Annotated in this window: 25 protein-coding genes and 1 riboswitch; of the genes, 17 read left to right on the forward strand and 8 right to left on the reverse strand. The window is 69.4% G+C overall.

What is annotated here, in order from left to right; all coding sequences use genetic code 11:
* Positions 1 to 18: 18 nt before the first annotated feature.
* Positions 19 to 978, reverse strand: coding sequence for an NAD-dependent epimerase/dehydratase family protein (locus EV647_RS22700; protein ID WP_134006098.1), 960 nt, complete (start codon positions 976 to 978; stop codon positions 19 to 21).
* Positions 979 to 1,021: 43 nt separating this feature from the next.
* Here EV647_RS22700 and EV647_RS22705 point away from each other — a divergent pair, with 43 nt between their 5' ends.
* The 6 genes from EV647_RS22705 to EV647_RS22730 all read left to right on the forward strand — a co-directional run bounded on the left by EV647_RS22705 (position 1,022) and on the right by EV647_RS22730 (position 6,133).
* Complete coding sequence (locus EV647_RS22705) at positions 1,022 to 1,696, forward strand: SDR family NAD(P)-dependent oxidoreductase (RefSeq protein WP_134006100.1); 675 nt, start codon at positions 1,022 to 1,024, stop codon at positions 1,694 to 1,696.
* 133 nt (positions 1,697 to 1,829) lie between these two features.
* On the forward strand, positions 1,830 to 3,314 hold the full coding sequence (locus EV647_RS22710; RefSeq protein WP_238177348.1) for an LCP family protein: 1,485 nt from the start codon (positions 1,830 to 1,832) through the stop codon (positions 3,312 to 3,314).
* Between the two features lie 129 nt (positions 3,315 to 3,443).
* On the forward strand, positions 3,444 to 3,827 hold the full coding sequence (locus tag EV647_RS22715; RefSeq protein ID WP_134006102.1) for a YciI family protein: 384 nt from the start codon (positions 3,444 to 3,446) through the stop codon (positions 3,825 to 3,827).
* A complete protein-coding gene (locus EV647_RS22720) occupies positions 3,824 to 4,429 on the forward strand; it encodes a dihydrofolate reductase family protein (protein WP_134006104.1) in 606 nt (201 codons plus the stop codon). The genes EV647_RS22715 and EV647_RS22720 overlap by 4 nt, the downstream gene beginning before the upstream one ends.
* Positions 4,430 to 4,480: 51 nt before the next feature.
* Complete coding sequence (locus EV647_RS22725) at positions 4,481 to 5,290, forward strand: alpha/beta fold hydrolase (RefSeq protein ID WP_134006106.1); 810 nt, start codon at positions 4,481 to 4,483, stop codon at positions 5,288 to 5,290.
* 216 nt (positions 5,291 to 5,506) lie between these two features.
* Positions 5,507 to 6,133 carry a superoxide dismutase gene (locus tag EV647_RS22730; protein WP_134006108.1) on the forward strand — a complete coding sequence of 209 codons (627 nt, stop codon included), beginning with the start codon at positions 5,507 to 5,509 and terminating at the stop codon, positions 6,131 to 6,133.
* Positions 6,134 to 6,229: 96 nt separating this feature from the next.
* Here EV647_RS22730 and EV647_RS22735 read toward each other — a convergent pair whose 3' ends face one another.
* Positions 6,230 to 7,012, reverse strand: a complete 783-nt coding sequence (locus EV647_RS22735) for an alpha/beta fold hydrolase (RefSeq protein WP_134006110.1) — start codon at positions 7,010 to 7,012, stop codon at positions 6,230 to 6,232.
* 151 nt (positions 7,013 to 7,163) lie between these two features.
* Between EV647_RS22735 and EV647_RS22740 the strand changes: the two genes are divergently transcribed.
* The gene (locus EV647_RS22740) at positions 7,164 to 7,619 is read left to right on the forward strand and encodes a phage holin family protein (protein WP_134006112.1); all 456 of its coding nucleotides are present in this window, start codon (positions 7,164 to 7,166) and stop codon (positions 7,617 to 7,619) included.
* Positions 7,616 to 7,987 carry a DUF3618 domain-containing protein gene (locus EV647_RS22745; RefSeq protein WP_134006114.1) on the forward strand — a complete coding sequence of 124 codons (372 nt, stop codon included), beginning with the start codon at positions 7,616 to 7,618 and terminating at the stop codon, positions 7,985 to 7,987. Before EV647_RS22740 ends, EV647_RS22745 begins: the two co-directional genes overlap by 4 nt.
* Before the next feature lie 8 nt (positions 7,988 to 7,995).
* On the opposite strand, the gene EV647_RS22750 is transcribed toward EV647_RS22745, so the two are convergent.
* Both EV647_RS22750 and EV647_RS22755 read right to left on the reverse strand, forming a co-directional pair.
* Positions 7,996 to 9,252, reverse strand: coding sequence for an RNA polymerase sigma factor (locus tag EV647_RS22750; protein WP_134006116.1), 1,257 nt, complete (start codon positions 9,250 to 9,252; stop codon positions 7,996 to 7,998).
* Complete coding sequence (locus EV647_RS22755; protein WP_134006118.1) at positions 9,249 to 10,145, reverse strand: TIGR03564 family F420-dependent LLM class oxidoreductase; 897 nt, start codon at positions 10,143 to 10,145, stop codon at positions 9,249 to 9,251. The genes EV647_RS22750 and EV647_RS22755 overlap by 4 nt, the downstream gene beginning before the upstream one ends.
* A 92-nt stretch (positions 10,146 to 10,237) precedes the next feature.
* On the opposite strand from EV647_RS22755, the gene EV647_RS22760 reads away from it, so the two are divergent.
* From EV647_RS22760 to EV647_RS22775, 4 genes are read left to right on the forward strand one after another with little or no spacing between them, the layout of a single operon-like run.
* On the forward strand, positions 10,238 to 10,771 hold the full coding sequence (locus tag EV647_RS22760; RefSeq protein WP_134006120.1) for a TetR/AcrR family transcriptional regulator: 534 nt from the start codon (positions 10,238 to 10,240) through the stop codon (positions 10,769 to 10,771).
* A gap of 55 nt (positions 10,772 to 10,826) precedes the next feature.
* Positions 10,827 to 13,814 carry a glycine--tRNA ligase gene (locus EV647_RS22765; RefSeq protein ID WP_166680439.1) on the forward strand — a complete coding sequence of 996 codons (2,988 nt, stop codon included), beginning with the start codon at positions 10,827 to 10,829 and terminating at the stop codon, positions 13,812 to 13,814.
* Positions 13,814 to 14,782, forward strand: a complete 969-nt coding sequence (locus tag EV647_RS22770) for a pyridoxal-phosphate dependent enzyme (RefSeq protein ID WP_134006123.1) — start codon at positions 13,814 to 13,816, stop codon at positions 14,780 to 14,782. Before EV647_RS22765 ends, EV647_RS22770 begins: the two co-directional genes overlap by 1 nt.
* A complete protein-coding gene (locus tag EV647_RS22775; RefSeq protein WP_134006125.1) occupies positions 14,775 to 15,683 on the forward strand; it encodes a ribonuclease Z in 909 nt (302 codons plus the stop codon). The genes EV647_RS22770 and EV647_RS22775 overlap by 8 nt, the downstream gene beginning before the upstream one ends.
* A gap of 111 nt (positions 15,684 to 15,794) precedes the next feature.
* Here EV647_RS22775 and EV647_RS22780 read toward each other — a convergent pair whose 3' ends face one another.
* Both EV647_RS22780 and EV647_RS22785 read right to left on the reverse strand, forming a co-directional pair.
* Positions 15,795 to 16,604: an alpha/beta fold hydrolase gene (locus EV647_RS22780; RefSeq protein ID WP_134006127.1), complete on the reverse strand. Its 810-nt coding sequence runs from the start codon at positions 16,602 to 16,604 to the stop codon at positions 15,795 to 15,797.
* A 28-nt stretch (positions 16,605 to 16,632) separates the two neighbouring features.
* A complete protein-coding gene (locus tag EV647_RS22785; protein ID WP_134006129.1) occupies positions 16,633 to 17,577 on the reverse strand; it encodes a YafY family protein in 945 nt (314 codons plus the stop codon).
* Between the two features lie 42 nt (positions 17,578 to 17,619).
* Here EV647_RS22785 and EV647_RS22790 point away from each other — a divergent pair, with 42 nt between their 5' ends.
* Positions 17,620 to 18,783 (forward strand): epoxide hydrolase, encoded by a 1,164-nt coding sequence (locus EV647_RS22790; protein ID WP_311136385.1) that lies wholly within the window; start codon positions 17,620 to 17,622, stop codon positions 18,781 to 18,783.
* Between the two features lie 519 nt (positions 18,784 to 19,302).
* On the opposite strand, the gene EV647_RS22795 is transcribed toward EV647_RS22790, so the two are convergent.
* Entirely contained in the window at positions 19,303 to 20,133 is an 831-nt protein-coding gene (locus EV647_RS22795; RefSeq protein WP_134006131.1) for an oxidoreductase, read from the reverse strand.
* Between the two features lie 96 nt (positions 20,134 to 20,229).
* Between EV647_RS22795 and EV647_RS22800 the strand changes: the two genes are divergently transcribed.
* Both EV647_RS22800 and EV647_RS22805 read left to right on the forward strand, forming a co-directional pair.
* Positions 20,230 to 20,787, forward strand: coding sequence for a TetR family transcriptional regulator (locus EV647_RS22800; RefSeq protein ID WP_134006133.1), 558 nt, complete (start codon positions 20,230 to 20,232; stop codon positions 20,785 to 20,787).
* A gap of 83 nt (positions 20,788 to 20,870) precedes the next feature.
* Complete coding sequence (locus EV647_RS22805) at positions 20,871 to 22,643, forward strand: S1C family serine protease (RefSeq protein ID WP_134006135.1); 1,773 nt, start codon at positions 20,871 to 20,873, stop codon at positions 22,641 to 22,643.
* Between the two features lie 188 nt (positions 22,644 to 22,831).
* On the opposite strand, the gene EV647_RS43105 is transcribed toward EV647_RS22805, so the two are convergent.
* A complete protein-coding gene (locus EV647_RS43105; protein WP_202876284.1) occupies positions 22,832 to 24,211 on the reverse strand; it encodes an NAD(P)-dependent oxidoreductase in 1,380 nt (459 codons plus the stop codon).
* Positions 24,212 to 24,376: 165 nt separating this feature from the next.
* Between EV647_RS43105 and EV647_RS22820 the strand changes: the two genes are divergently transcribed.
* A complete protein-coding gene (locus EV647_RS22820; protein WP_255517911.1) occupies positions 24,377 to 25,756 on the forward strand; it encodes an MFS transporter in 1,380 nt (459 codons plus the stop codon).
* Entirely contained in the window at positions 25,753 to 26,286 is a 534-nt protein-coding gene (locus EV647_RS22825) for a TetR family transcriptional regulator (protein ID WP_134006139.1), read from the forward strand. Before EV647_RS22820 ends, EV647_RS22825 begins: the two co-directional genes overlap by 4 nt.
* A gap of 69 nt (positions 26,287 to 26,355) precedes the next feature.
* Positions 26,356 to 26,432: riboswitch (S-adenosyl-L-homocysteine riboswitch) on the forward strand.

Raw genomic sequence — 26,432 nt, forward strand, 5'->3', positions numbered from 1 at the left:
GCCAGGCAAATTGGTGGGTTAGCCAGGCAAATTGTGGTGGGTGAGGAGGGCTGCTTCGGCTTCGGGGGTGAGGCCGATCGTGAGGGGTGGGGTGCCTCGGTCGTGGTCCCACTGGAGGACGTCGGCGACGGTTCGGCGCAGCGGAGTGACGGGCATGCCGACGGCGCGGGCCTTGGCTGGGTTGCGGCGACGTTCACCCCATTCGGACTCGGGGTCGATGAGGGGGAAACGGCGCGGTACGGCGTCGAACGGGACGGGGACGATGTCGACGGTGCTGCCGGACAGTTCGGCCGCGGTGTGGATCAGTTCCGCGATGGTGGAGTCGGGACCGGTCGCGTTGTAGGCGCCGGCGCGGTCGTCCGCGACGAGCCGCGTGATCAGGCCGGCGACGTCGCGGCTGTCCACCAGTTGGAGCGGCGCCTCGGGCTTGGTCGGGAGCGCGACGCGGCCTCCACGGGCGCCGCGCCGGATCCAGTAGAGCGCCGTACCGGACGAGTCGCCGGGGCCCGTGACCCGACCGGGGCGGACGAGCGTCGCGCGATCGCCGTACCGCTCGACGACGTCGTCCTCGCACGCGACCTTGCAGGGTCCGTACGTGTCGTTCGTGAGTACGTCGGCGTCGCGCAGCGGCTCGCGGCGTGGTGCGGTCTCGTCGGTCCCGGCCGGCAGATCCCGTACGTAGACCGCGTGACTCGAGATGAACACATACCGCCCGACGCGGTCCCCGAGCACGTCCATCGCCTGATCGACGTCCCGCGTCCGGAAGCCGCTCGTGTCGACGACCGCGTCCCACTCGCCGGTCCGCAGCGCCGAGTAGTCGCCCGCCTCGCGATCCCCGATCAGCTGCGTCACGCCTGCGGGGAGCGGCGTACCACTCTTCCCGCGACTGAACGACGTGACCTCGTAGCCCCGCGCCAACGCGTCGTCCACGACCGCGCGCCCGACAAACCCGTTCCCACCCAGCATCAGAATCCGCACAACCGATGAACTTAGTCCCCGCAGTCCGATTAGGCTCGCGGATATGACGAAGACGGTCGTGGTTGCCGGTGGCACCGGCACGCTCGGGGTCGCGGTGACGGCCGAGTTCCTGCGGGCCGGCTGGCGGGTCGTCGTACCCGGGCGGTCCGAGGAGTCCCTCGCCCGCCTCGGCGCCGACCCGGCGCTCAACCCGGTGATCGCCGACCCCTTCGATCCCGCCGGTACGGCGGACGTCGTCGCGCTCGCCGCCTCGGACGAGAACGCTCCGCTCACCGCCCTGGTCAACCTCGTCGGCGGCTTCGCATCCGGGTCCCGGGTGCATGAGACGCCGACCGAGGACTTCGAGACGCAGCTCCGGCTCAACCTGCGTCCTACGTACCTGATCACCCAGGGAGTCCTGCCGCATCTGCTCGCGGGCGGTGGTGGATCGATCGTTTGTACGTCGAGCGGCGCCGCGCTGCGCCCGTTCTCCGGGGCGGCCGGGTACATCACCGCGAAGGCCGGGGTGATCGCGTTCGCCGACGCATTGCACGCGGAGTACGCACGCGACGGCGTCCGGGTGAACACCATCCTGCCCGGCACCATCGACACCCCCGCGAACCGCAGCGCGATGCCAAAGGCCGACACCAGCAAGTGGAGCCCGCCGGACCGGATCGCCGCCGTGGTCCGCACGCTCATCGAGCACGAAGGCTTCAACGGCGCTCATCTGACCGTTTGACAACCGATTGACCCTGTAACACGTCTGAAGAGGTAAGGGCGCGGGTACTTGACGCACACTTGAATCAGGGGACGACGGGGCGACAGGGGTGCCGATGGGGAGTGCGCGCGCGACGGCGAGGCGGCCGCGGTCGATGCCGAAGTTGCTGGGGTTCACCCTGTTGGGCGCTGTGATCCCCGGACTCGGGCTGATCGTCGGCGGGCGCCGGCGGATCGGTGCGTTCGTGCTGACGCTCTTCCTCGGCCTGGTCGGACTCGGGGTGTACGTCGGTCTCACCCGGCGGGACGAGGTGCTTGCGGCCGCCGTCGTACCGAGCCGGCTGCTGATGACCTCGGTGGTGATCGGCGCGCTCGCGTGCTGCTGGATCGTGGTGATCGTGGCCTCGCACCGGTCGTTGCGTCCGGCAACGGGTGGAGCCGGCGGCCGGGCCTTCGGCGCGACGTTCGTCGGGCTGCTGTGTTTCGCGGTCGCGGCACCGGCGGCGATCGGCGTACAGAGTGTGCTGGCGCAGCGGTCGCTGGTGCAGGACGTGTTCCAGGCGCAGGGTGAGAGCAGGAGTGCGACCCGGCCGTCGACGGTCAACGTCAAGGATCCGTGGGAGGACAAGCCGCGGCTCAACCTGCTGCTGCTCGGCGGTGACGACGCGCCGAGCCGCGAGGGCGTGCGGACCGACACGGTGATCGTCGCGAGCATCGACACGAAGACCGGCAACACGGCGCTGGTGTCACTGCCGCGGAACCTGACGTTCATGCCGTTCCCGGCGGACTCGCCGCTGCGCAAGTACTACCCGAACGGCTTCGGCAAGGAGGGACTCAGCCTCGACGGGCGGCTGGAGTGGATGCTGACCGCGATGTACCAGAACGTCCCGGACGCGCATCCGGGCATCCTCGGGCCGTCCGACAACGAGGGCGCGGACGTGGTGAAGCAGTCCGTCGGCGAGGCGATCGGGCTGAAGCTCGACTACTACCTCCAGGTCAACCTGCAGAGCTTCCCGGAGATCGTCGACGCGCTCGGCGGGATCCGGGTGAACGTCAACGAGCGGGTCGCGATGGGCGGCGTCAGCAGTTCGCACATCCCGCCGAAGGAATGGATCGAGCCGGGACCGAACCAGCACCTCGACGGTCGGCACGCGCTGTGGTTCGCCCGCGGGCGGTACGGCGCCGACGACGACCAGCGGCAGGTCCGGCAGCGGTGCGTGATCAAGAGCATCGTCGACGCGGGGGATCCGCAGACGCTGGTCACGAAGTACAAGGCGATCGCTCGCGCCGGCAAGCACCTGCTGCGAACCGACATACCGCAGGAGCTGCTGCCCGCGATGGTGCAGCTGGCGCTGAAGGTGAAGTCGGGAACGGTCTCGAACGTCACGCTCGACTCCGACAAGCTCCGCCTGAAGTACCTGCACCCCGACTACCAGGCCCTCCGCGACACCGTCGAGAACGCCCTCGAGTCCGCCCCGCCCCCGACGCCCGCCACCCCGCCGACCAAGCCCGGCACCACGCCGACCGAGCCCGGCACCACACGCAAGCCGCCCACCACAACCACCACCGCGCCCCCCGGCCCGACCCAGAACCTCGCCGACGCCTGCGCCTACAACCCCAACGGCGACCAGCCGAACTAGCCCTCGCGCACCACCGCGCCGCCTGTACGAGCTGACCGGGAAATGATCTGAAGTCAGGGTGTCGATCTGGTGGTGGCCCGCTCGACGTGAGAGTAAGAGCTCGACCGACACGACGAGGGAGCATCAGCGATGCGCTACATGATCATCAACAAGGCCGACACGGACAGTGAGGCCGGGAAGTTGCCGCCGCAGGAGGTGGCCGAAGGTGTCGGACGGGTCGTCGAGGACCTGTCGAAGGCCGGCGTACTGCTGTTCGCGGAAGGCGTGCACCGCAGCTCGCTCGGCGCGCGGGTGAAGGTCGACGCCGGCAAGCGCACCGTCACCGACGGCCCGTTCGCCGAGACCAAGGAGCTGATCGGCGGCGTGATCGTCGTCGAGGTCCGCAGCCGCGACGAGGCGATCGAGTGGGCCGCCCGGCTGGCCGAGGCCCTCGGCTCCGAGGTCGAGGTACGCCGGGTTGTCGAGGAAGCCGACTTCGGCCCGGACTCCGACGCGTTCGAGACCCGATCATGAAACTGACGACGATCACGCAGGTCTCCGTTGACGGAGTGATGCAGGGAAACGGTCCGTCGGAGGCTGACCGCAAGCAGGGCTTCGAGCGCGACGGCTGGGCGATGGCAGCGTTCGACAGTGAGGCAACGGCGTTCGTCAACCAGTTCTGCGAGCGCGCCGGTGGGTTCCTGTTCGGCCGGCGGACATACGAGATCTTCGCCCGCTACTGGGGTGCGCTCGCTCCGGGCAGCGGTCCGATCGCGGACGCCTTCAACACGAAGCCGAAGTACGTCGCGTCGAACACCCTCACCGAGGCGACGTGGTCGGACACGACCGTCCTGTCCGGTGACCTCGCGGAGGCCGTCGGCGAGCTGAAGGCCAGGCCGGGAGGCGAGTTGCAGGTGCACGGCAGCGGTGTCCTGATCCGGTGGCTGCTGGAGAACGACCTCGTCGACGAGATCGTTCTGCTCGTCGTACCGGTGGTCGTCGGCCAGGGCACGCGACTGTTCCCCGACAGCGGCCCGGACCTGGCGCTCGACCTGGTGGAGTCGCGATCCTTCCCGACGGGCATGACGCTCCAGGTCTACCGGCCGGCCGGGCGCCCGCAGTACGCAACTGCCTGATCCCCACGGACAGCGATGTCCATTCGTGCCACCCTCGTTCGTGGAGATGGCATGAACAACACGCTGAAGGTTTCCGACGCTGAGCTGTACTACGAGGTGCGCGGATCAGGACCGCTGCTGGTCCTGGTCGGCGCCCCGATGGACGCGGACGCGTTCGCGCCGCTGGCCGAGCTGCTGGCGCCCGACTACACGGTCCTGACGCTGGACCCGCGCGGGGTGAAGCGGAGCAAGCTCGACCCGGGCGGTACGTCGCGACCCGAGCAGCGGGCCGACGACCTGGCCGCGCTGATCCGGCACGCGGACGCCGGGCCGGCCGTCGTACTCGGCTCCAGCGGGGGAGCGGTGAGCGCGCTCGCGCTGGCCCAGCATCACCCGGACGTCGTCCGGACCGTGATCGCGCACGAGCCGCCGCTCGACCGGCTGATCCCGGACGCGAACGAGGTGCTCGTGCGGTCGGAGAAGCTGATGGCCGACTACCTCGCCGGTGACGTGACCGGCGCCTGGAAGCAGTTCTTCGCGCTCGCCAACATCCAGCTGCCCGACGAGGTCGTGGAGATGATGTTCGGCGGCGAGCGGGACCCCGAGCAGGAGGCGACGGAGCGGTTCTGGTTCGGCCACGAGATGCGCGAGTCCATCACCTGGCTCCCCGACGTCGGCAAGCTGCGCGCCGTCGACATCGTGGTGGGAATCGGCGAGGAGTCGACCGGTCAACTCTGCGACCGCACCTCCACCGCCCTCGCCGACCGGCTGGGCATCGAGCCGACCCGTTTCCCGGGCGGCCACACCGGCTTCGTCGACCACCCTGACACCTTCGCCGAGGCTCTGCGTGCGCTGCTGGGAACCGTTCACCCGCGGGGGTGAGACTCGCCCGTGGGTCGTCAGGTGGAGTATGTGAAGCTGGGAGGTGTTCGATGGGTGCGCGGGTGTCAAGGCGATCTCATCGGGCACCGGTCCCGACGTACCACGCTCGTCGGCGTGGCGTCTTGACCTCAACCGTGGTTGAAGTTTCAAGCTGGTGCCGCTGACACAGGACATCGGAGATATCGGCCCTCGCGGGGCCCTGACGAAGGAGCAGAGTTGACCACGTACACGCTTCCCGACCTCCCCTACGACTACGGCGCACTGGCGCCGAGCATCGCCGGCGAGATCATGGAGCTGCACCACGACAAGCACCATGCGACCTACGTGAAGGGTCTGAACGACACCCTGGAGAAGCTGGCCGCGGCCCGCGAGAAGGACGACTTCGGCGCGATCGTCGGGCTGGAGAAGTCGCTCGCCTTCAACCTCGGCGGGCACGTCAACCACTCGATCTTCTGGAAGAACCTGTCGCCGGACGGTGGCGACAAGCCGGACGGCGAGCTGGGTGCCGCGATCGACAACTTCTTCGGCTCGTTCGACGGGTTCCGGTCCAACTTCACGGCGAGCGCCACCACGATCCAGGGCTCCGGCTGGGCGATCCTCGCCTGGGACGCGCTCGGCGGGCGGCTGCTCGTCCACCAGTTGTACGACCAGCAGGGCAACCTGCCGGCCGGGCAGATCCCGATCGTGATGCTGGACATGTGGGAGCACGCGTTCTACCTGCAGTACAAGAACGTGAAGCCCGACTACGTCAAGGCGTGGTGGAACGTCGTCAACTGGGCCGACGCCCAGGCGCGCTTCGACGCCGCCCGCTCCGGCGCCGGCGCCCTGATCACCGGCGCCTGACCAACGCGGACGCCCACGCCATCACAATTGATCGCGCCCGCCGGCTTCCCGCTCACGCGGGGCCGGCGGGCGCGATTGTGATGGCCTGGGGATCCGTCACCTGCAGAAGTCCGCGATCACCGGCGCGATCGCCGCGGCCTTGATCACGTGGTTCTGACCCGGTACTTCGGTGTGCTTGGCACCCGGCACCGCCGCTGCGAGGGCCCGCGTCGAGGTCTTCATCCACTGCGGGCTCTTCCCGCCGTTCACCACCAGCACCGGCTGCTCGATCGGCGCCCACTGCTCGGTGTCCATCGGGTCGCCGAAGCAGTTGTTCCCGAGCACCTGCGCGTCGTACGGCAGAGTGTGCGCGATCGCCTTCATCGGCTTCCAGGCCGGCATCAGCTTCATCATCGTGACGAAGATCCCGGGCAGCCCGATCCCCTTCGTGAAGAAGTACTTGATCGCGTCGCCCGGCTCGAGCGCCTGCAGGTCGGCGACCCAGCTCCGCGGGATCTGCTTGCGGCTGTCGTCGACGACGTACGGCGGCTCGAACGCGACCAGCTTCTCGACCGGCAACCCGGCCGCCGTCGCCCGCAGCGCCAGGGCAGCGCCGGACGACGAGCCGTAGACGTACGCCGATCCGCCGGCCGCCTCGATCACCGCGGCCAGGTCCTCGATCTCCCGCTCGACCGCGTAGTCGCCCGCGTCGCCGGAGTCGCCGCGCCCGCGGCGGTCGTAGTTGTAGACGGTGAAGCGGTCCGCGAGTGCCTCGGCGAGGTCGGGCATCGGACCCTGCGCACGGGAGCAGAGCGCGCCGTCGACGAGAACGAGCGCCGGCCCGTTCCCGCGCCGGTCGTAGGCGATGGTGGTGCCGTCCTTCGATACGACGGTGTTCATGATTCCTCCTGGTGGGTGACGATCTCACCCCTGCGTCGAACAGCCGGCGATTACTCGACATCATGTGACGCAGATCACTTCAGCCTCGGTCGGCTGCGTGGCGGTCGCGCGGTATGGGTACCGGTGCGGCAACCGAGTACGGGAGGCGGTCATGACGACACGCCCGGAACTGGTCCGGCGTGAGACCGGACTGAATCGACTGAACGGTCAGGACACGAACATCGGTGGGCTCGTGAGCCAGGCGACCACCGACCTCAGCCAGTTGGTCCGCGACGAAATCGAGCTGGCCAAGGTCGAGCTCAAGGAGAAGGGCAAGGAGGCGGGCGTCGGCGCCGGGTTGTTCGGTGGGGCCGGCGCGATCGCGCTGTACGGTCTCGGCGTCCTGATCGCGGCGGCGGTCCTCGGGCTCGCGACCGCGTTGCCGGCCTGGCTGTCGGCGCTGATCGTCGCGGCGGTGCTGTTCGCGATCGCCGGCGTCGCCGCACTGCTCGGCAAGCGGCACGTCTCCCGTGCCACCCCGCCCGTCCCGAAACGTGCCGTCGACGGCGTGCACGAGGACCTGGAAGCGCTCAAGGGTCACCATCCAGAAGGAAAGAGCACCCCATGACCACCACCAAGAATGCCACTCACCGGGAGCCGATGACCGAGAGCGAGACGCTCCGCGAGGATCTCGAGTACACCCGGCAGCACCTCGCCGATACGGTCCAGGAACTCACCCGGCGGCTGAACGTTCCGCACCGGATGAAGGAGACCGCGTCGAGCGCCGGCCACCGCATGTCGGGTGCCGCGGGCCAGACCGGTCAGATGATGAAGGGCGCTGCGGGGCGCACCGGTCAGATGATGAAGCAGGTGCCCAGTGCGATGCAGGGTCTGCCCGCGACGGGCAAGCGCCACCCGAAGGCGACCGCCGCAGTCGGCGGAGCCGTGGTACTCGGTGCCGGCGCCATGGCCTGGTTGGCACGCCGGCACAAGTAGGCAGTTGGTCAGCAGGCGGCGGCGCGTTCCAGGAGGAGTTTGCGTTCGCGTTCGTTGCGGGTCAGGGCGGCGGCCTTCTCGAACTCGGCGCGGGCCTCGTCCAGGCGGCCGAGCTTGAACAGCAGGTCACCGCGCACGCTCGGCAGCAGGTGGTAGTCCTTCAGCGACGGGTCGTCCGCCAGCAGGTCGACCGCTGCCAGTCCCCGTTCCGGGCCGAAGGCCATCGAGATCGCGACGGCCTGGTTCAGCTCGACGACCGGCGACGGGGTCACTTGCGCGAGTACGGCGTACAGGCCGGCGATCCGGGCCCAGTCGGTTTCCTCGGGGTCGGTTGCGCGTGCGTGGCAGGCAGCGATCGCGGCCTGCAGGAGGTACGGGCCGGGTGGTTTCTCCAATGCCCAGGCGCGTTCGATGCCTTCGAGACCGCGGCGGATCAGGAGGCGGTCCCAGCGGCGGCGGTCCTGGTCAAGGAGCAGTACCGGCTCGCCGTCGCTCCCGACGCGGGCGTTCGCGCGGGACGACTGCAGCTCCATCAACGCCAGCAGGCCGAGGACTTCGGGCTCCGTCGGCATCAGCTCGACGAGCAGCCGGCCCAGGCGCATCGCCTCGTTGCACAGGGCCGGCCGCATCCAGTCGTCGCCAGCGGTCGCGGAGTACCCCTCGTTGTAGATCAGGTAGACGACCTCGAGGACTGACGACGTCCGTTCCAGGAGCTCCGGCCCGGACGGCACCTCGAACTCGACGCCGGCCTTGGCCAGGTTGCGCTTGGCGCGGACGATGCGCTGCGCGATCGTCGCCTCCGGGGCGAGGAACGCGCGGGCGATCTCGTCGGTCTTCAGGCCGCCGAGCAGCTTGAGCGTCAGCGTCACCCGCGCGTCCATGGTGAGCACCGGGTGACACGCGGTGAACACCAACCGGAGCAGGTCGTCCTCGATGTGGTCCTCGAGGATCGCCTCCACATCGTCCTCGACGCTGTCGCCGTCGATCTCCAGCTCGTGGCCCAGCTCGGCGAGCTTGCGCTGGTACGTGTCCTTGCGCCGGATCAGGTCGATCGCCCGCCGTTTGGCGATCGCCATCAGCCAGGCGCCGGGATTGTTCGGTACGCCGGACTCGGGCCACTGCTCCAACGCGGCCACCAGCGCGTCCTGCGCCAGCTCCTCCGCGAGCCCGACGTCCCGCACGATCCGCGCGACCCCCGCGATGATCCGCGCCGACTCGATCCTCCAGACCGCGTCGACCGCCCCGTGCGCATCCGTAACCGTCACCCGCCGATAGTAGACACGAATGCGGTCGTCCGGGCCTGCTCCTCCGCGGTGCCGATCGGCGCCAGCATCAGGTCGGTCACGCCGGTGTCGCCGATCCGGGCGAGCTGCTTCGCGATCGAGTCCTCGTCACCGACGATCAGTACGTCGGCCACGTCGGCACCTTCCCGGTCGAGCATCGCGCGGTATTCCGGGACCTGCCCGGCCAACGCGAACTGCTCGGCGAACCGCGCCCGTACGGTGTCCTCGGCGGACGTCAGACACACAGCAAGCCCCGCCATGATCCGCGGAGTGCGGCTCCCGGACGCTCGGGTGATGGTCGGTACGACGTGGTTGGTGAGTGTCCGGGGTCCGGTCATCCAGGTGATCGTGCCGTCGGCGAGCTCGCCCGCGACCTTCAGCATCGCGGGCCCGAGCGCGGCGATCAGCACGGACGGAGCCTGGGCCCCGGGGAGGTCGATCGCACCGATGGCCGTGTACGTCTCGCCGTGATGGTCGACCGTCTCGCCCTGGAGCAGCGGCCGCAGCACTTCGAGGTACTCACGCATCCGTCGAGCCGGTCGATCGGTGGGTAGCCCGTACATCGTGCTGACCATGCGGGCGATGCCGGCGCCGATGCCGAGCGTGAGCCGGTTGCCGATCGCCGCCTGTACGGTCAGTGCCTGCGTCGCGAGCACGAGCGGATGCCGCTGGGGGAACGGTACGACCGCCGTGCCGAGCTCGATACCGGGCGCCGCGGGTGCGGCGACCGCCAGCGTGGTGAGGGCGTCCCAGCCGACGCCGTGCGTCACCCAGGCCGAGGCGGCCCCGGCCGCGGCCGCCTCCTGGATCTGCCGGGTGATCTCGGGCAGCGGGGCCCGACCACGGACGTCGCCGAACGCCATGCCAATGCGCATCACAAGTCTCCTCGAGCTGAAGCGGGGTGGGCCCCCGCTTATCGTCGGCTACGATATGGGGGGCCACCCCACTTACGTCAAGGGACATGCGGATGCGTGCGGACGCTCAGCGGAACCGGGACCGCCTGGTCGCGGTCGCGGCCGAGGTGGTCTCCGAGCAGGGCGCGGACGCGTCGCTGGAGGAGATCGCCCGCCGGGCGGGTGTCGGGTCGGCGACCCTGCACCGGCATTTCGGCGGCCGGATCAGGTTGCTGGAGGAGGTGTTCCGGAGCAGCGTCGACGAGGTCTGTGCACAGGCGACCGAGCTGCTCGACGAGCCGGATTCCCTGCAGGCGTTGACAAACTGGTTGCGCGCGATGGTCCGGCACGCGACCAGTAGTCGCGGTCTCGCGACGGCTCTGGTGATGAGCGGGGACTGTGGTTCGGACACGCACGCCCGGGTGATCTCGGCCGGCCGGAAGCTGCTGGAGCGCGCTCAGGACGCCGGCGCCGTACCCGCGGAAGTCCGGATCGAGGACCTGCTGAAGCTGGTCAACGGCATCTCGCTGGCCAGTGCCGAGGACACCGCTCAGGCCGACCGGTTGCTCACGCTGGCAATCCGGGGGATAGCGCCCGCCTCCTACTAATAGACTTCGCAGCGGAAACCCCCCGAAAGATGGCTTGAGGTTTGCTGTGCTCACCATGCAGGACGCGCTGCTCGCGCTCACGAAGTACTGGACCGACCGGGGCTGCATGGTCGTGCAGCCGTTCAACACCGAGGTCGGGGCCGGAACGCTGAACCCCGCGACCATCCTGCGGGTGCTCGGTCCGGAGCCGTGGCGGGTGGCGTACGTCGAGCCGAGTGTGCGGCCGGACGACAGCCGCTACGGCGAGAACCCGAACCGGCTGCAGACGCACACCCAGTTCCAGGTGGTGCTCAAGCCGGACCCGGGTAACCCGCAGGAGTTGTTCCTGGACAGCCTGTCCGCGCTCGGGATCGACATCGACGCGCACGACGTGCGGTTCGTCGAGGACAACTGGGCGAACCCGGCGACCGGGTCCTGGGGCCTGGGCTGGGAGGTCTGGCTGGACGGTCTGGAGATCACTCAGTTCACGTACTTCCAGCAGGCCGGCGGGATGACGCTGGACCCGGTGTCGGTGGAGATCACCTACGGCATCGAGCGGATCATGATGGCGCTGCAGGGTGTCTCGCACTTCAAGGACATCGCCTACGCGCCGGGCATCTCGTACGGCGAGGCGTTCGGCCAGGCGGAGTACGAGATGAGCCGGTACTACCTGGACGACGCGGACGTGGAGTCGCAGAAGCGCTTGTTCGAGGAGTACGCGAACGAGGCCCGCCGGATGATCGACGACCGCCTCCCGGTGCCGGCGCACATCCAGGTGCTGCGGTGCTCGCACACGTTCAACGTCCTCGACGCCCGCGGCGCCGTCAGTACGACGGAACGCGCCAAGGCGTTCGGCCGGATGCGGACCCTGGCTCGCGAGGTCTCGCGGCTGTGGGCCGAGCGCCGCGAGGAGCTGAAGCACCCGTTGGGTCTCGCCGAACTGCCGCCGGCCGCGGAGCAGCCGACCGAGTTCCCCAAGATCACCGGGACCCGGCAGTTGACCTTCGAGATCGGCACCGAGGAGATGCCGCCGTCCGAGGTCACCAAGACCGCTGCGGCGGTGCAGGCTGCGCTGGAGGAGAAGCTGGCGGCGACGCGGCTCGAGCACGGCGCAATCACGACGTACGCGACCCCGCGCCGGGTAGTCGCCTTCGTCGCGTCCGTCCAGGCCGGTGAGCCGGATGCCGAGCGGGTGGTCCGGGGCCCGAAGAAGGCGGCCGCGTACGACGCCGACGGCAACCTGACCAAGGCCGCTGCCGGGTTCGCCCGCGGTCAGAAGGTGGAGCCGTCCGAGCTGCACGACCTCGATGTCGACGGCGTCGAGTACGTCGCGGTGACCAAGCCGGACCCTGGTCGCGGGGCGGCCGAGGTGCTGAGCGGCGTACTGAGTGAGATCGTCGCGGGCCTGCGCTCGGACAAGAACATGCGGTGGAACGACGCCAAGCTGTCGTTCACCCGCCCCATCCGCTGGCTGGTCGCGTTGCTCGGCGACGAGATCGTCCCGGTCTCGGTGTCGAGCCTCGCGGCCGGACGGACGACGCGGGTGCACCGGACCGCCGCCCAGCCGAAGGTCGAGATCGCATCGGCCGAGGGCTACCTGGACCTGCTCCGGATCCACGGCATCGAGGCCGACCCGGCCCGGCGGCGGGCGCAGATCGTCGAGGCCGCGGCGGAGCTGTCGAAGGGTGTCGGTGGCACGGTCGACGCCGAGGGCGAGTCCGCGCTGCTCGACCAGATCGTCAACCTGGTCGAGGAGCCGACGCCGATCCTGGGCGGGTTCGCGGCCGACTACCTGGACCTGCCGAGCGAGATCCTCACGACCGTGATGCGCAAGCATCAGCGCTACCTGCCGGTCCGCGACGCCGACGGCAAGCTGCTGCCGCACTTCGTTGCCGTGGCCAACGGTTCGGTCGACGAGGACCTGGTCCGGGCCGGCAACGAGGGCGTACTGCGGGCACGCTACGAGGACGCCGCGTTCTTCTGGCGGGCCGACCTGGAGACGCCGCTGGAGTCGATGAAGAGCGAGCTGGACAAGCTGGCCTTCGAGGAGCGGCTCGGCTCGATGGCCGATCGGGCCGGCCGGATCGGGCGGATCGCGCTCACGCTGGCGTCGAAGATCGACCTCGACGGCGACGACCTGGCCACGCTGAAGCGCGCCGCCGAGCTGGCCAAGTTCGACCTGGGTTCGCAGATGGTGGTCGAGCTGACCAGCCTGGCCGGCACGATGGCGCGCGAGTACGCCAAGCGCGCCGGTGAGACCGAGGCCGTCGCGCAGGCCCTGTACGACATGGAGCTGCCGCGGTCGGCCGGTGACCCGGTCCCGTCCACGACCCCGGGTGCGCTGCTCGCGCTGGCCGATCGGTTCGACCTGCTGGCCGGGCTGTTCGCGATCGGCGCGAAGCCGACCGGGAGCTCCGACCCGTTCGCGCTCCGCCGTGCCGCGGCCGGAGTCGTTGCGATCCTCCGCGAGCACCCGGCACTGCGGGCGATCACGTTGCCGGTCGGCTTGAAGGCGGCCGCGGACGAGATCGGTGCGCAAGGCATCGACGTACCGGCCGACTCGCTCGACGAGGTCGCCGACTTCACTGTACGGCGGTACGAGCAGCAGCTGCTCGACCGCGGCGACGATCACCTCCAGGTTGCCGCCGTGTTGCCGTTGGCAACTGCTCCGGTGGTCGCGGACGAGACGCTGAAGACTCTGCAGGGCCTCGTCGGCAACAGCGACTTCGCCGACCTGGTCGCGGTACTGCAGCGCGTCCGCCGGATCGTTCCGGAAGGCACCGAGGCGGAGTACGACGCCGGCAAGCTCACGGAGCCCGCGGAGGTCGTGCTGCACGAGGCGGTCCAGAAGATCGGGCAGGCACCGACCGGGCTCGGCGACTTCGTCTCGACCGCCTCGGTCCTGGTCGATCCGGTGAACGCGTTCTTCGACGAGATCCTCGTGATGGCGAAGGAGCCGGACATCCGCGCCGCACGGTTGGGGCTGCTGGCAACGATCAGCCGGCTCGCCGCACCGGTCCTCGACTGGCAGGCCCTCGGCACGAGCCTCAACGCTGCAGAGTGATGACCCCCGCGGAAGCTGCCGCACGGTCCGAGCGCGTCGCGCCGGCCCTGCGGGAGCACCTGCCGCCGACACCGTTCGTCCGGTACGACGCGTTCAGCGAGGAACTCGGCGCCGAGGTGCTCGTGAAGTGCGAGCATCAGCAGCGGACGGGATCGTTCAAGGCTCGCGGTGCGCTGGCGAAGATCCTGACGCTGACCGACGCGGAGCGGGCGGCAGGCGTGATCACGGCGTCCACCGGGAATCACGGACTCGGGGTCGGTAACGCACTCGCGACGCTCGGCGGTCATGGCATCGTCTACCTGCCCGAAAACGCCGCGCCTGGCAAGGTCGCGGCACTGCGCCGGCTCGGTCTGGAACTACGGGCCGAGGGCAACGACACCGGCGTCCTCGAGATCAAGGCGCGGGCGTACGCCGCGGAGCACGGGTTGGCGTACGTTCCGCCGTACAACGACCCGGACATCATTGCCGGGCAGGGGACGGTCGGCGTCGAGATCGTCGAGCAGCTGGCTGGCGCGTCGCTCGATGCGGTCGTGGTCGCGGTCGGTGGTGGCGGGCTGATCAGCGGAGTCGCCGCGGTGCTCAAGAAGCACTTGCCCGGGATCCGCGTGTACGGCGCGCAACCGGCTGTCGACGACGCGATGGCGGCCTCGGTACGGGCCGGCGAGATCGTGCAGATCGACGCCGGGCACACGTTGTCGGACGGTACGGCGGGCAGCGTCGAGCCTGGGAGCATCACCTTCGATCTGTGCCGTGAACTGGTCGACGACTGGGTGCTGGTAGAGGAGGATGCGATCCGGGACGCGCTCCGGATGGTTATCGACACCGAGCACCAGTTGATCGAGGGCTCGGCAGCGCTGGCGTTCGCAGCTGCGAGCAAGCGACGTACCGAATTGACCGGGAAGCGCGTCGCGGTCGTGTCTTGCGGCGGCAACATGTCGTCCTCCACGTTGGTGGCCGCGCTTGCGTGAGCTCGTCGTGCTCGGGACCGGCAGTCAGGTGCCGTCCCGGGAACGTACGCAGAACGGGTACTTCCTGCGCTGGGACGACGAGGGGTTCCTGTTCGATCCCGGCGAGGGCACGCAGCGGCAGATGATCTACGCCGGGCTCGCGGCCGGGACGATCACGCGGTTGTGTGTGACGCACTTCCACGGCGATCACTGTCTCGGGGTGCCGGGCGTGGTGCAGCGGTTGTCGCTGGACGACGTACCGCATCCGGTGCGGGCGCACTATCCGGCGTCGGGGCAGACGTACTTCACACGGTTGCGGTACGCCGCCTCGTTCTTCGAGCGGGCCGAACTGCTCGAGGAGCCGGTGGAGGAGGACGGGCTGCTGTCCGTCGGCTCGTTCGGGCAGTTGTGGGCGCGGCGCCTGGAGCACCCGATCGAGTCGTTCGGGTACCAGTTGATCGAGCCCGACGGACGCCGCATGCTCCCGGACAAGCTCGCGGCGTACGGCGTGACCGGGCCGGACGTCGGCCGGCTGCAACGAGCCGGATCGCTCGACCTGGGCGATCGCACTGTGCGTGTGGAGGACGTCAGCGAGCTGCGGGTGGGGCAGCGGTTCGCGTTCATCATGGACACCCGCCTGTGTGAGAACGTCCTGCGCTTGGCCGACGGCGCCGACCTGCTGGTGATCGAGTCGACGTACCTGTCGTCGGAGACGGAGTTGGCGCGCCGGTTCGGTCACCTGACCGCACGCCAGGCGGCCCGGGTCGCGGAGGAGTGTGGCGTCCGCAAGCTCGTCCTCACGCACTTCTCCCAGCGCTACCTGGAACCGGAACGCTTTCACGAGGAGGCCGCGGCGGAGTTCTCCGGCGAGATTGTGGTCGCCTCCGACCTGACCCGCACTTCGGTCCCGTCGCGGCGCTAGGCGGATCTCAGCCACTCACCAACCGCTCGTTTGCGACTTGGTGCACGCTCAGGAGCGTCCCGGCGCGGTCATCGGGGCGGGTTGGTGAGTGGCACAGGTCCGCCGGTGGCGTCAGCCGTTGTCGGCGAGGAAGTCATCGATCAGGGCGTTGACCTCTTTCGGGGACTCGAGTGCCGCCAGGTGTGCGGATTGCTCGAGTACGACGAACCTCGCGCCGGGGATGGAGTCCGCCATCTCCTCGGTCTCGGCGACCGGGAACGTGGCGTCCTCCGCGCCGGCCACCACCAGCACCGGCGTCCGGATCTTTCCGAGCAGGGCGCGCTGATCGGGACGATGCGGGACCACACTGGTGACGGCGTGCCGTCCCGAGGTGATGTCCACCTTGCGGGCGAGTTCGTTGACTGTGGCAACGACCTCGGGCTTCTCGCGTTTCGCGGTCGGGCCGAGGAAGGCGTCGCGGACCGGCCCGGTGAGCGGGCCGCGCATCCCGCCGAGGAGCTGCGCCGCGCGGATCAGGACGCCGTACTCGACCTTCTGGCGTCGTCCGGCCGGTGACGCGGTGGCGTTCATCAGTACGGCGATGCCGATCCGGTCCGGATGCAGTGCCGCGAAGGTGCCGCCGATCATCCCGCCCCAGCTGTTGCCGACCAGGTGCACCTTCTCGACCGCCAGGTCGTCGATGATCGCCAGGATCACCTCGGCGCACTGCTCGAACGTGAAGGGCCCGGTCAGCGGATCGCTACCGCCGTGCCCGGGCGGATCGACCAGGATCACCTGGAAGCGATCCGCGAAATGCGCGGCCTGGGCGGACCACAGCGTGCCGTCCATCAAGAGGCTCGGCCAGAACAGCATCGCAGGCCCCGACCCGCCGACGCGCAGGCGGATCCGGCCCAGCACAGTCCCGACGTACCGATCCTGCATGCCTGAACGGTACAGGGACACGCCGCTGTCAGGACGCCGGAATCGCCGCCGCCAGGCGCGTCGTGAGTTCGCGGATGTGGTCGATGAGCTCCGGCGGTGACTGGATCTCGAGCGGGTAGCCGAGCAGGCCGAGGTGCAGCGCGAGTTGGTCGAGCGAGTTGGCCCCGGTCTCGACCAGCGTCGTCGTCGCGTCGACAGACGTCACCGTGGCGACGGCCGGCCCGAACTTGTCCGCGACCTGCTCGACCGGTGCCTGGACGAGCAGTCGGGCCTGGTAGCGGTAGCCGCCGTACGCGACGCCGCGGTTCGTGGTCGCGAGATCAGGCACCTCGCGCGGGGTGAACCGCGGGCCGGTCGGGATGCGCGGCTCCACCCGGTCGACGCGGAACGTCCGCCAGTCGTCACGGTCGAGATCCCATGCGACCAGGTACCACCGCCGCCCGGTGTGCACGAGCCGGTGCGGCTCGGTCGTCCGCGTGGCCGCCGTACCGTCGTGATTGCGGTAGTCGAAGCGCAGCCGCTGGTGGTCCCGGCATGCGGCGGCGACCGCGAGCAGTACGTCGGGTTGTACGGACGGACCGCCCGAGGGCGTGACGGCGATCTGCTGGAGGAGTTCGATCCGATGACGCAATCGCGACGGGAGGACCTGTTCGAGCTTCGTCAGCGCGCGGACCGACGACTCCTCGGTGCCCGCTACGGTCCCGTTCGCCGCGGCACGGAGTCCGATGGCGACCGCGATCGCTTCCTCGTCGTCGAGCAGCAGCGGGGGGAGTGCGGCGCCGGCGCCGAGGCGGTAGCCGGCGACACCGGGGATCGCGTCGACGGGGTAGCCGAGGTTGCGGAGCTTGTCGACGTCCCGCCGTACCGTCCGGATCCCGACGCCGAGCTCGCCGGCCAGGGCGGCGCCGCTCCACTCCTTGGGTTGCTGCAGCAGGGAGAGGAGCTTCAGCAGTCGTGCCGAGGTCTCGATCATGTTCTGAATTCTGGCAGCTTCTTAGGACTGAAGGTGTCCTAGGTGGGTGACAGAGTTGTGGACATGATCAAGCCGTTCAGCATCGACATCCCGCAGAGCACGCTCGACGAACTCGCCGCCAAGCTGGCGAGCACCCGGCTCCCCGCACCGCTTCCCGGCGACGACTGGAACACCGGCGTACCGGTCTCCTGGCTTTCGTCGCTGGTCGACTACTGGCGTACGTCGTACGACTGGCGCGCCGCCGAGAAGGAGCTGAACTCGTACCCGCAGTTCACGGCCGAGATCGAGGGGCAGCGGATCCACTTCATCCATGTCAGGTCCGCGGAGCCGGATGCGCTGCCGCTGATGCTCACACACGGCTGGCCGGGGTCGATCGTCGAGTTCCTCGATTTGATCGGCCCGCTGACCGATCCGGTTGCTTTTGGTGGGCAGGCTTCGGACGCGTTCCATGTGGTCATCCCGGCGCTGCCCGGGTTCGGATTCTCCGGGCCGACGGCGGACGACGACTGGACCTTCCCGCGGATCGGCCGGGTGTGGGCGGCACTGATGAACGAGCTCGGTTACGAGCGGTACGGCGTACAGGGCGGCGATCTGGGTGGATCGGTGTCACCCGAGGTCGGACGGGCCGCCCCGGAGCACGTGGTCGGCGTCCACACGAACGGCGGGACGAACCTGCCGCCGTTGCAGATGTCCGACGAGGAACTGCAGACGCTGACGCCGCTGGAGCAGGACAAGATGCGGCGGATCGGTCAGTTCATGAAGGACGAGTTCGGCTACATCTCGATCCAGTCGACCCGGCCGCAGACGCTGGGCTACGGCCTGGTCGACTCGCCGGTAGCGCAACTGGCCTGGATCATGGACAAGTTCAAGGCCTGGACGTACCCGGCCGAGACCTTGCCGGAGGCAATCATCAGCAAGGACCGGCTGCTGACGAACGTGATGATGTACTGGCTGACCGGGACCGGCGGGTCGGCGGCCTACATCGGGTACGCGCAGCCGCGCGACTGGACGCCGCGGCCGAACTCGGGCGTCCCGACGGCCGTCCTCGCGTTGGCGCACGATGTCGCGATCCGACGGTACTGCGAGACCTCGAACACGATCACGCGCTGGACCGAGGTCGACCACGGCGGCCACTTCGCAGCCCTGGAAGAGCCCGAGCTGCTGGTGAGCGACGTCCGCGAGTTCTTCCGCGACCTACGCGGATAGCGCCGCTCCTGGCCTGCTCTGGCATTTGCTGGGTTGACGTCCGAGATACAGGGTTTACACCCCGGATCCCCGACGTCAACCCGGCTTCTCGGACGCCAACCCGGCTTCTCGGACGTCAACCCGGCTTCCCGGGCCTCGTGCCGGCTTCCCGAACGTCGTCCCGGCTGCTCGGACGTCAACCTGGCTTCTCGGACGTCGTGCCGGCTTGTCGGACGCAACCCGGCTTCTGGGATGCGCCGGCTACTGGGACGTCGTGCCGGCTTCTGGGACGTCAACCCGGCTGCTCGGACGTCGTGCCGGCTTCTCGGACGTCGCGCCGGCTTCCCGGACGTCGCGCCGGCTTCCCGGATGTTGTCCCGGCTGCTCGGACGTCAACCTGGTTTCCCAGACGTCAACCCGGCTTCTGGGACGTCAACCCGGCTTCTCGGGCCTCGTGCCGGCATCTCGGACGCCTACTCATCAGCGGGCGGTGGTGGTCGCCGGCCCATCAGCTGTGGGTGGTGATCGCCGGGTATCGCGTCAGTCGAAGTCGGTTGAGGTGGTGAGGTGGGCCCAGGCGGTGGCTTCGGCGGCACGGGAGGCCGACGCGCTTTCGGCGAGCTTGAGGGCGTCGCTGCCGAGCAGCAACCTGAGTGGCGGGTTGTCGAGGCCGACGATCTCGAGGATCGCCTGCGCGGCCCTGGCCGGGTCGCCCGGCTGCTTGCCGTCCATCTCCAGGCGGCGCCGGTGCATCTCGCCGACGGTGGACTCGTAGTCCGGGTGCACCTCGGCGAGCTGCATCGACGAGCCGCCCCAGTCGGTCCGGAAGCCGCCCGGCTCGACGATCGTCACCTTCACGCCGAACGGGTGCACCTCGTTGTTCAGCACCTCGGAGAAGCCTTCGACGGCGAACTTCGCGGTCTGGTACGCACCCATGCCGGGCGTCCCGCCGGCCCGTCCACCGATCGACGAGAACTGCAGGAAGTGCCCACCGCGCTGCTCGCGGAACACCGGCAGCGCAGCCTTCGTCACGTTGACCACACCGAACAGGTTGGTCTCGACTTGCGCCCGGAAATCGTCGTCGGCCATCTCCTCGATCGACGCGCTGTTCGCGTAACCGGCGTTGTTCGCCACCACGTCCAGCCCGCCGAACTCCGCCACCGCGGTCCGTACGGCGGCACGCGCGGCGTCGGCGTCCGTGACATCAAGGGCGACCGCCCGCAGTTGGTCGCCGTACTTCGTCACCAGGTCGTCGAGCTGCTCGGGTTTGCGGGCCGTGCCGACGACGCGGTCGCCGGCCGCCAGCACCGCCTCGGTCAGCGCGCGACCCAGGCCGCGCGAGCTGCCGGTGACCAGCCAGATCTTGCTCATTGCCGTTCCTAACTAACCGTTTGGTTGGATACAGCCTCTATTTAACCAACTGGTTGGTTGGAAATCAACCAACCGGTTGGTTGGTAAGCTCGCCGTATGCAGCAACGGAACGCAGACCGGACCCGGGCCCGGATCCTGGAGGCCGCCACCGAGGAGTTCGCGGCGCGCGGGATCGGCGGTGCGCGGGTCAGCCGGATCGCCGAGGTCGCCGAGTGCAACAAGGCGATGCTGTACGCCTACTTCGGGAACAAAGACGCCCTGTTCGACGCGGTGTTCAGCGCGTCGGTGGAGAAGTACCTGGACGAGGTCGGCTTCGACGTCGAAGACCTCCCGTCGTACGCGGGCCGGGTGTTCGACTACTTCGAGGAGCATCCGGACCGGCTCCGGCTGTCGGTCTGGTACCGGCTCGAGCGGCCGGACGGTCAGCCGTTGGAGGCGATCGTCGCGGTCAATCAGCGCCGGCTGGAGGAGATTCAGCGGGGGATCCGGCGCCGGGTGGTGTCGCGCCGGTTCACCCCGGTCACTCTGCTGTCGCTGATCCAGGCGATCGCGACGAGCTGGTCGTCGATGAATCCGGAGTACGGCGCGGAGTTGCCGGACCGGTCGCAGCGGCGGACGGCCGTCGTGATGGCGGTGGAGCGGATTCTCAGCTGATTCATTGGCGGGCCCGATGGAGTTCTCAGTCTCGCGAGCTCTACTCGAAGGCAGAGGGAACTTGCCGAGGAGGGCGACACCAGATGAACGAGAGCGCTGGACCGGGACCGTACAACGGCGGACAGCAGCCCCAAGGCGGGCAAGCGCAAGGTGGGCAGCCGCCGCACGGCGGGCAGGCGCAAGGCGGCCAGGCGCCGCAAGGTGGCCAGCCGCAAGGTGGGCAGGCGCCGAACGGCGGGCAGCAGTACGGCGGACAGCAGTACGGCGGACAGCAGTACGGCGGACAGCAGTACGGCGGACAGCAGTACGGCGGACAGCAGTACGGCGGACAGCAGTACGGTGGGCAAGCGCCGCACGGCGGGCAGCAGCACGGTCGGCCGTATGGGCAGCAGCAGCAGCCGTATCCGCAGTACCAGCAGATGCCGCAGTACGGGGCGCCTCAGTACGGGGCGCAGTTCGGTTCGCCGTACCCGTTCGGTCCTCCGCCGCAGCCGCGCAAGAAGCGCGGGCGGCGACTGCTGGGAGCCGGTGCGCTCGGGCTGGCCGCCGTACTCGTCGCCGGATCGGTTGCCTGGGGCATCGACCAGCGCGCCGGCGCGAACAGCTCGCAGCTGTCGCAGCAGGCGTTCGACCCGGCGGCCGTGGCGGCGAAGGTATCGCCGGGGCTGGTCGACGTGAACACCGTCCTCGGGTACGAGAACGCGCGAGCGGCCGGCACCGGGATTGTGCTCACCTCCGACGGCGAGGTCCTCACCAACCACCACGTGATCGAGGGCGCGACGTCGATCACCGTGACGGATATCGGGAACGGGAAGACGTACAGCGCGAGTGTCGTCGGGTACGACGAGGAGCACGACATCGCCGTACTGAAGCTGAAGGACGCGTCCGGGCTGGAGACCGCGAAGACCGGGAACTCCGACCAGGTGAAGCTCGGCGACCAGGTGGTCGGGATCGGGAACGCGGGCGGCGTCGGCGGTACGCCGAGTTACGCGGCCGGGAAGGTGACGGGGCTGAACCAGTCGATCACCGCGACCGACGAGAACGGGCAGGACCCGGAGAACCTCGAGGACCTGATCCAGACCGACGCGAACATCCAGGCCGGCGACTCCGGCGGCCCGCTGGTGAACGCGAACGGCGAGGTGGTCGGCGTCGACGTGGCCGGCAACGGCGGCAACAACGGCGGCCAGGGCCGTCCTGGACAGACCTCGGCGTCCACCGCGCAGGCAGCCACCGCGACCCTCGCCGCCTGGGGCGACGGCAACACCGGCACGGAAAACGGCAACGGCTACGGCGACCCGAACGGGACCGGCGGCTTCCCGTTCGGCAACGGCTCCGGGGACGGGTCGGGCGACGGATCCGCTAACGGAAACGGCGACGGGACCGGCGGCTTCCCCTTCGGGAACGGGTCGGGCGACGGATCCGGCAACGGGTACGGCGACGGCTCGGGTGGTGGGTCCGGGAACGGTTCTGGTGACGGGTCGGGGACGACGACCGAGGGGTATGCGATCCCGATCAACCAGGCGCTCGACATCGCCGAGCAGATCGAGGACGGGAAGGCGTCGGCCGACGTACACATCGGCGACTCGGCGATGCTCGGAGTCTCGGTCGTGACCAGCACCGGTACCAGTGGAGCGGTCGTCGGCGACGTGGTCGCGGACGGTCACGCGGACGAGGCCGGCATCGAGGCCGGTGACGTGATCACCTCGTTCGCCGGGCACGCCGTCACCTCGCCCGACACCCTGTCCGAACTGCTCAACAAGCAGCACCCGGGCGACAAGGTCGAGGTCGGCTGGACCGACCAGTCCGGTCAGACCCACAAGGCAACCATCGAACTCATCACAGGCCCGGTCCGCTGACCCCAGCAACCCCTCGCTGCCGGCGGACCGCCCAGATCGGGCCCGACGCTCCCCCTCCCCCTCGGAGCGCCGGACCCGATCTCTTTTGCCCACTGAGTCGTGGAAATCGGCAGCGAAATGAGTCAGAAACCAGCCACAATCCACGACTCGCGCTCCGGGGCGTCAGCCGATCGCCACGACTCGACGAGTCAGGAGGTGAAGCCGGTGCGCCAGGTCGGGTGGGCGGGGGACCAGCCGAGCGAATGTGCGTAGGCGTTGGAGGCCCCACGAGCCCACGGGGTTCGCGCGACACCCGGCTCACCTGGTACGTCGCCCGCGGTTGGGTCGCTCGTAGGTCCACCGGCCGCGGCGCCCGCTTCACCCGGTGCGTCGCTTGCGGTTGGGTCGCTCGTAGGTCCACCGGCCGCGGCGCCGGCTTCATCCGGTGCGTCGCTTGCGGTTGGACCGCTCGTAGCTCCGCCGTCCGTGGGAGCGGCGGGTGTGGTGGGGCGGGAGGCGGTTGCGTTGGATGAGGTGGTGGGTTTTGGGGGAGGGGCGCCGACGGACTGGGCGAAGGCGGGGGTCCAGGTTGAGGCGGGGGCGGGGTCGTTGTCGACGATGTTCACGGGGCCGGTGGGCCAGGTGAGGGCGGCTGCTGCGGCTGTGGCGGCGTCGTCGACGTGGAGGAAGCTGGTGATGTCGGGGCCGGTGGGGAGGTTGCCGGTGGTGAGGAGGTCCGCCATCAGGGCGCCCTTGGTGTACCAGGTGTCGGGACCGTAGAGCATGCCGTAGCGGAGCACGACCCACTCGGGTGCTTCGGCGGTGATCGCCTCGAGTGTGGCGACCGCCTCGACCGTGGCGCGTCGGGTGGCGTCCGGGGCGTGCAGGTCGAGCGGGGTGGATTCGGTTGCGGGCGTCGAGCCGGGCTCGTACGCCCACGCGATGCTCTGCGACACAACCCGCCGTACGCCGGCGGCCAGGGCTGCGTCCACCAGGTTGCGCGTGCCCTCGCGGCGGATGCGGCTGTTCGCGGCGAAGTCCCGCGACGCCAGATCGGTCAGTTGATGCATCACCACATCCGGCCGAGCCTCCGCAATCACCTCTCGCAGCCTCTCAGCGTCATACACATCCCCCACAACGGTCGTCACGCCACCAACCGTCGCCCCGCCCGATCCGCGGACGGACGAGCCCCCACCACCCGACCTCCCGCTCGACCCACCGATCCCGCGGACGGACGAGCCCCCACCGCCTAACCTCCAGCTCGACTCACCGATCCCGCCGGCGGCCGTCGTCCCACCACCTAACCTCCCGCTGGACCCACCGATCCCGCCGGCGGCCGTCATCCCACCGCCCAACCTCTCGCTGGACCCACCGATCCCGCAGACGGACGAGCCCCCACCACCTGACCTCTCGCTGGACTCACCGATCCCGTCGGCGGCCGTCGTCCCACCAACCAACCTGCCGCCGGACCCATCTGGTTCGGGGTGGGGGCGGCGGGTCAGGGCTGTTACGTGGTGGCCTTGGGCTACTAGGAGGGGGACGAGGCGGCGGCCGATTGCGCCGGTGGCGCCGGCGATGAAGATCCTCATGCGAGCCACCGTAGGCAACTGGGTGCCGGTCGCGCTGGGCCAATTGGTGAGCGGTTTCCCGGTCCACTTCCAACGGGGGTGAACAAGCGTTTACGATGCTGGGTAAACACCTGTTCACCTCTGTGAGGACTTCGCTTGACCGTCCGTCCTGCTGCCCGTCCACGTGTGGTCCTAGCAGCGCTAGCGTTCTGCGGCGTGCTGGTCTCGATCAGCCAGACCATCGTGGTACCCCTGCTCCCAGAACTCCCCGCGATCACGCACAGCCCGCCGTCCGACGTCAGTTGGCTGATCACGGTCACGCTGCTCACCGGCGCGGTGTTCACGCCGCTGCTCGGCCGCGCCGGGGACATGTACGGCAAGCGCCGCGTCCTCCTGATCGCCCTGGCGTCGATGGTCATCGGCTCACTGCTCTGTGCGAGCAGCTCGAACTTGAGCGTGCTGATCGTCGGCCGTGCGTTCCAGGGCGCCGCGGTCGCGGTCGTCCCGCTCGGCATCAGCATCCTGCGCGACGAACTGCCGCCGCGCCGGGTGATCCCGTCGATCGCCATCATGAGCTCGACCCTGGGCATCGGCGCCGCGTTCGGCATCCCGGCCGCGACGCTCGTCGTCGAGTACGCGAACTGGCACACGATGTTCTGGATCAACCTCGGGCTCGGCGTGCTCGACATCGTCCTGGTGCTGCTGATCGTGCCGGAGTCCGCGATCCGCACCCGCGGCCGGTTCGACATCCTCGGGGCCGTCGGACTGAGTGCGTTCCTGGTCTGCCTGCTGCTCGCAGTCTCCAAGAGCAGTGCCTGGAGTACGACGACGATCGTCGGCCTGTCCGCCGCCGCGATCCTGATGGTCCCGCTCTGGGGCTGGTACGAGTTGCGCACGAAGAGCCCGCTCGTCGACCTCCGCGTTTCCGCGCGGCCGGCCGTTCTCTTCACGAACCTCGGCGCCCTCCTGATCGGATTCGCCTTCTACGCCAATTCGCTGTCGACCGCCCAACTCGTCCAGGAGCCGACCTGGACCGGCTACGGTCTCGGCGAATCCATCGTGGTCAGCGGCCTGTGCCTGCTCCCCGGCGGGGTCGCGATGGTGCTCCTCTCACCGGTGTCGGCCCGGATCTCGAGCGCGCGCGGCCCGCGGTTCACGCTCGCGATCGCGTCGGTGCTGATGGCCGCCGGGTACGTCGTCCGCCTCTTCACCAGCAGCAATGTCGCCGGGATCGTGATCGGTGCAACGGTCGTGAGCGCCGGAACCGCCGTTGCGTACTCGGCGCTTCCGGCCTTGATCATGCATGCTGTGCCGGTGACCGAAACGGCAGCCGCGAACGGACTCAACACGCTGATGCGCACGATCGGGCAGGCGATCTGCAGCACGATCGTGGCCAGCGTGCTCGCCGGCGTCACGATCTCCTCGGGCGGCCGGGTCGCGCCCGCGCTGTCGGCGTACCTGATCGTGTTCGTCATTGCCGGCATCTCGGCGCTGGTTGCCGCGGGTCTGGTCATGTTCATCCCGGCGCGGCGGCCCGAGCCGGTGGCGGTCCAGGTGAGGACGTGACGGACCCGGGGCGGACCACGATCCTCCGCGCGGCGCGCAAGGCGTTCGCACGGGAGCCGTACGACGCGGTCACGTTGCGCGGGGTCGCTGCGGACGCCGGTGTCAGCGCCGCCCTGATCGTCAAGTACTTCGGGGGCAAAGAAGCGCTGTTCGAGCGGGTCGCCGACTTCACCGAGGCGGCCCAGCTGCTGCTCGCCGCACCGAACGAGCGGCTCGGCGAACACGCCGTCCGCACGCTCGTCGAGTACCGCCGGGACAACGATCAGGATCTGCTCGTCCGGGTCGTCTTCGCGGCCGGCAAGGCCGACGAGCGGGCGCAGATCCGCGAGCACTTCCGCGACCAGGTCACCCGCGCCTTCGCCGCCCGGCTGACCGGACCGGACGCCGAGCTCCGGGCGGGCCTGATCACCGCGCACCTGCTCGGCCTCGGCGCCGCGATCGCGATCGACAAGGCGGGCCCGATCGCCACCGCGGACGTGGACACCGTCGCGGAGCTCTACGCCCCGGCGATCCAGCAACTTATCCACTGATTGAACGCCCGTCCTAGAATGTGGACAATGCGCTTGGCGCTGAGTGTGACGCCACTAACATGGAGCATCCAGGCCGAGAGGCGCTGCAACGGACCCAGGTCCGCCACGCTCGACCTGGAGCACTGATGCAAGGGCGCCTCCGGAGA

The sequence above is a fragment of the Kribbella sp. VKM Ac-2566 genome (genome assembly GCF_004366005.1).
In the GTDB taxonomy this organism is placed as follows: domain Bacteria; phylum Actinomycetota; class Actinomycetes; order Propionibacteriales; family Kribbellaceae; genus Kribbella; species Kribbella pratensis.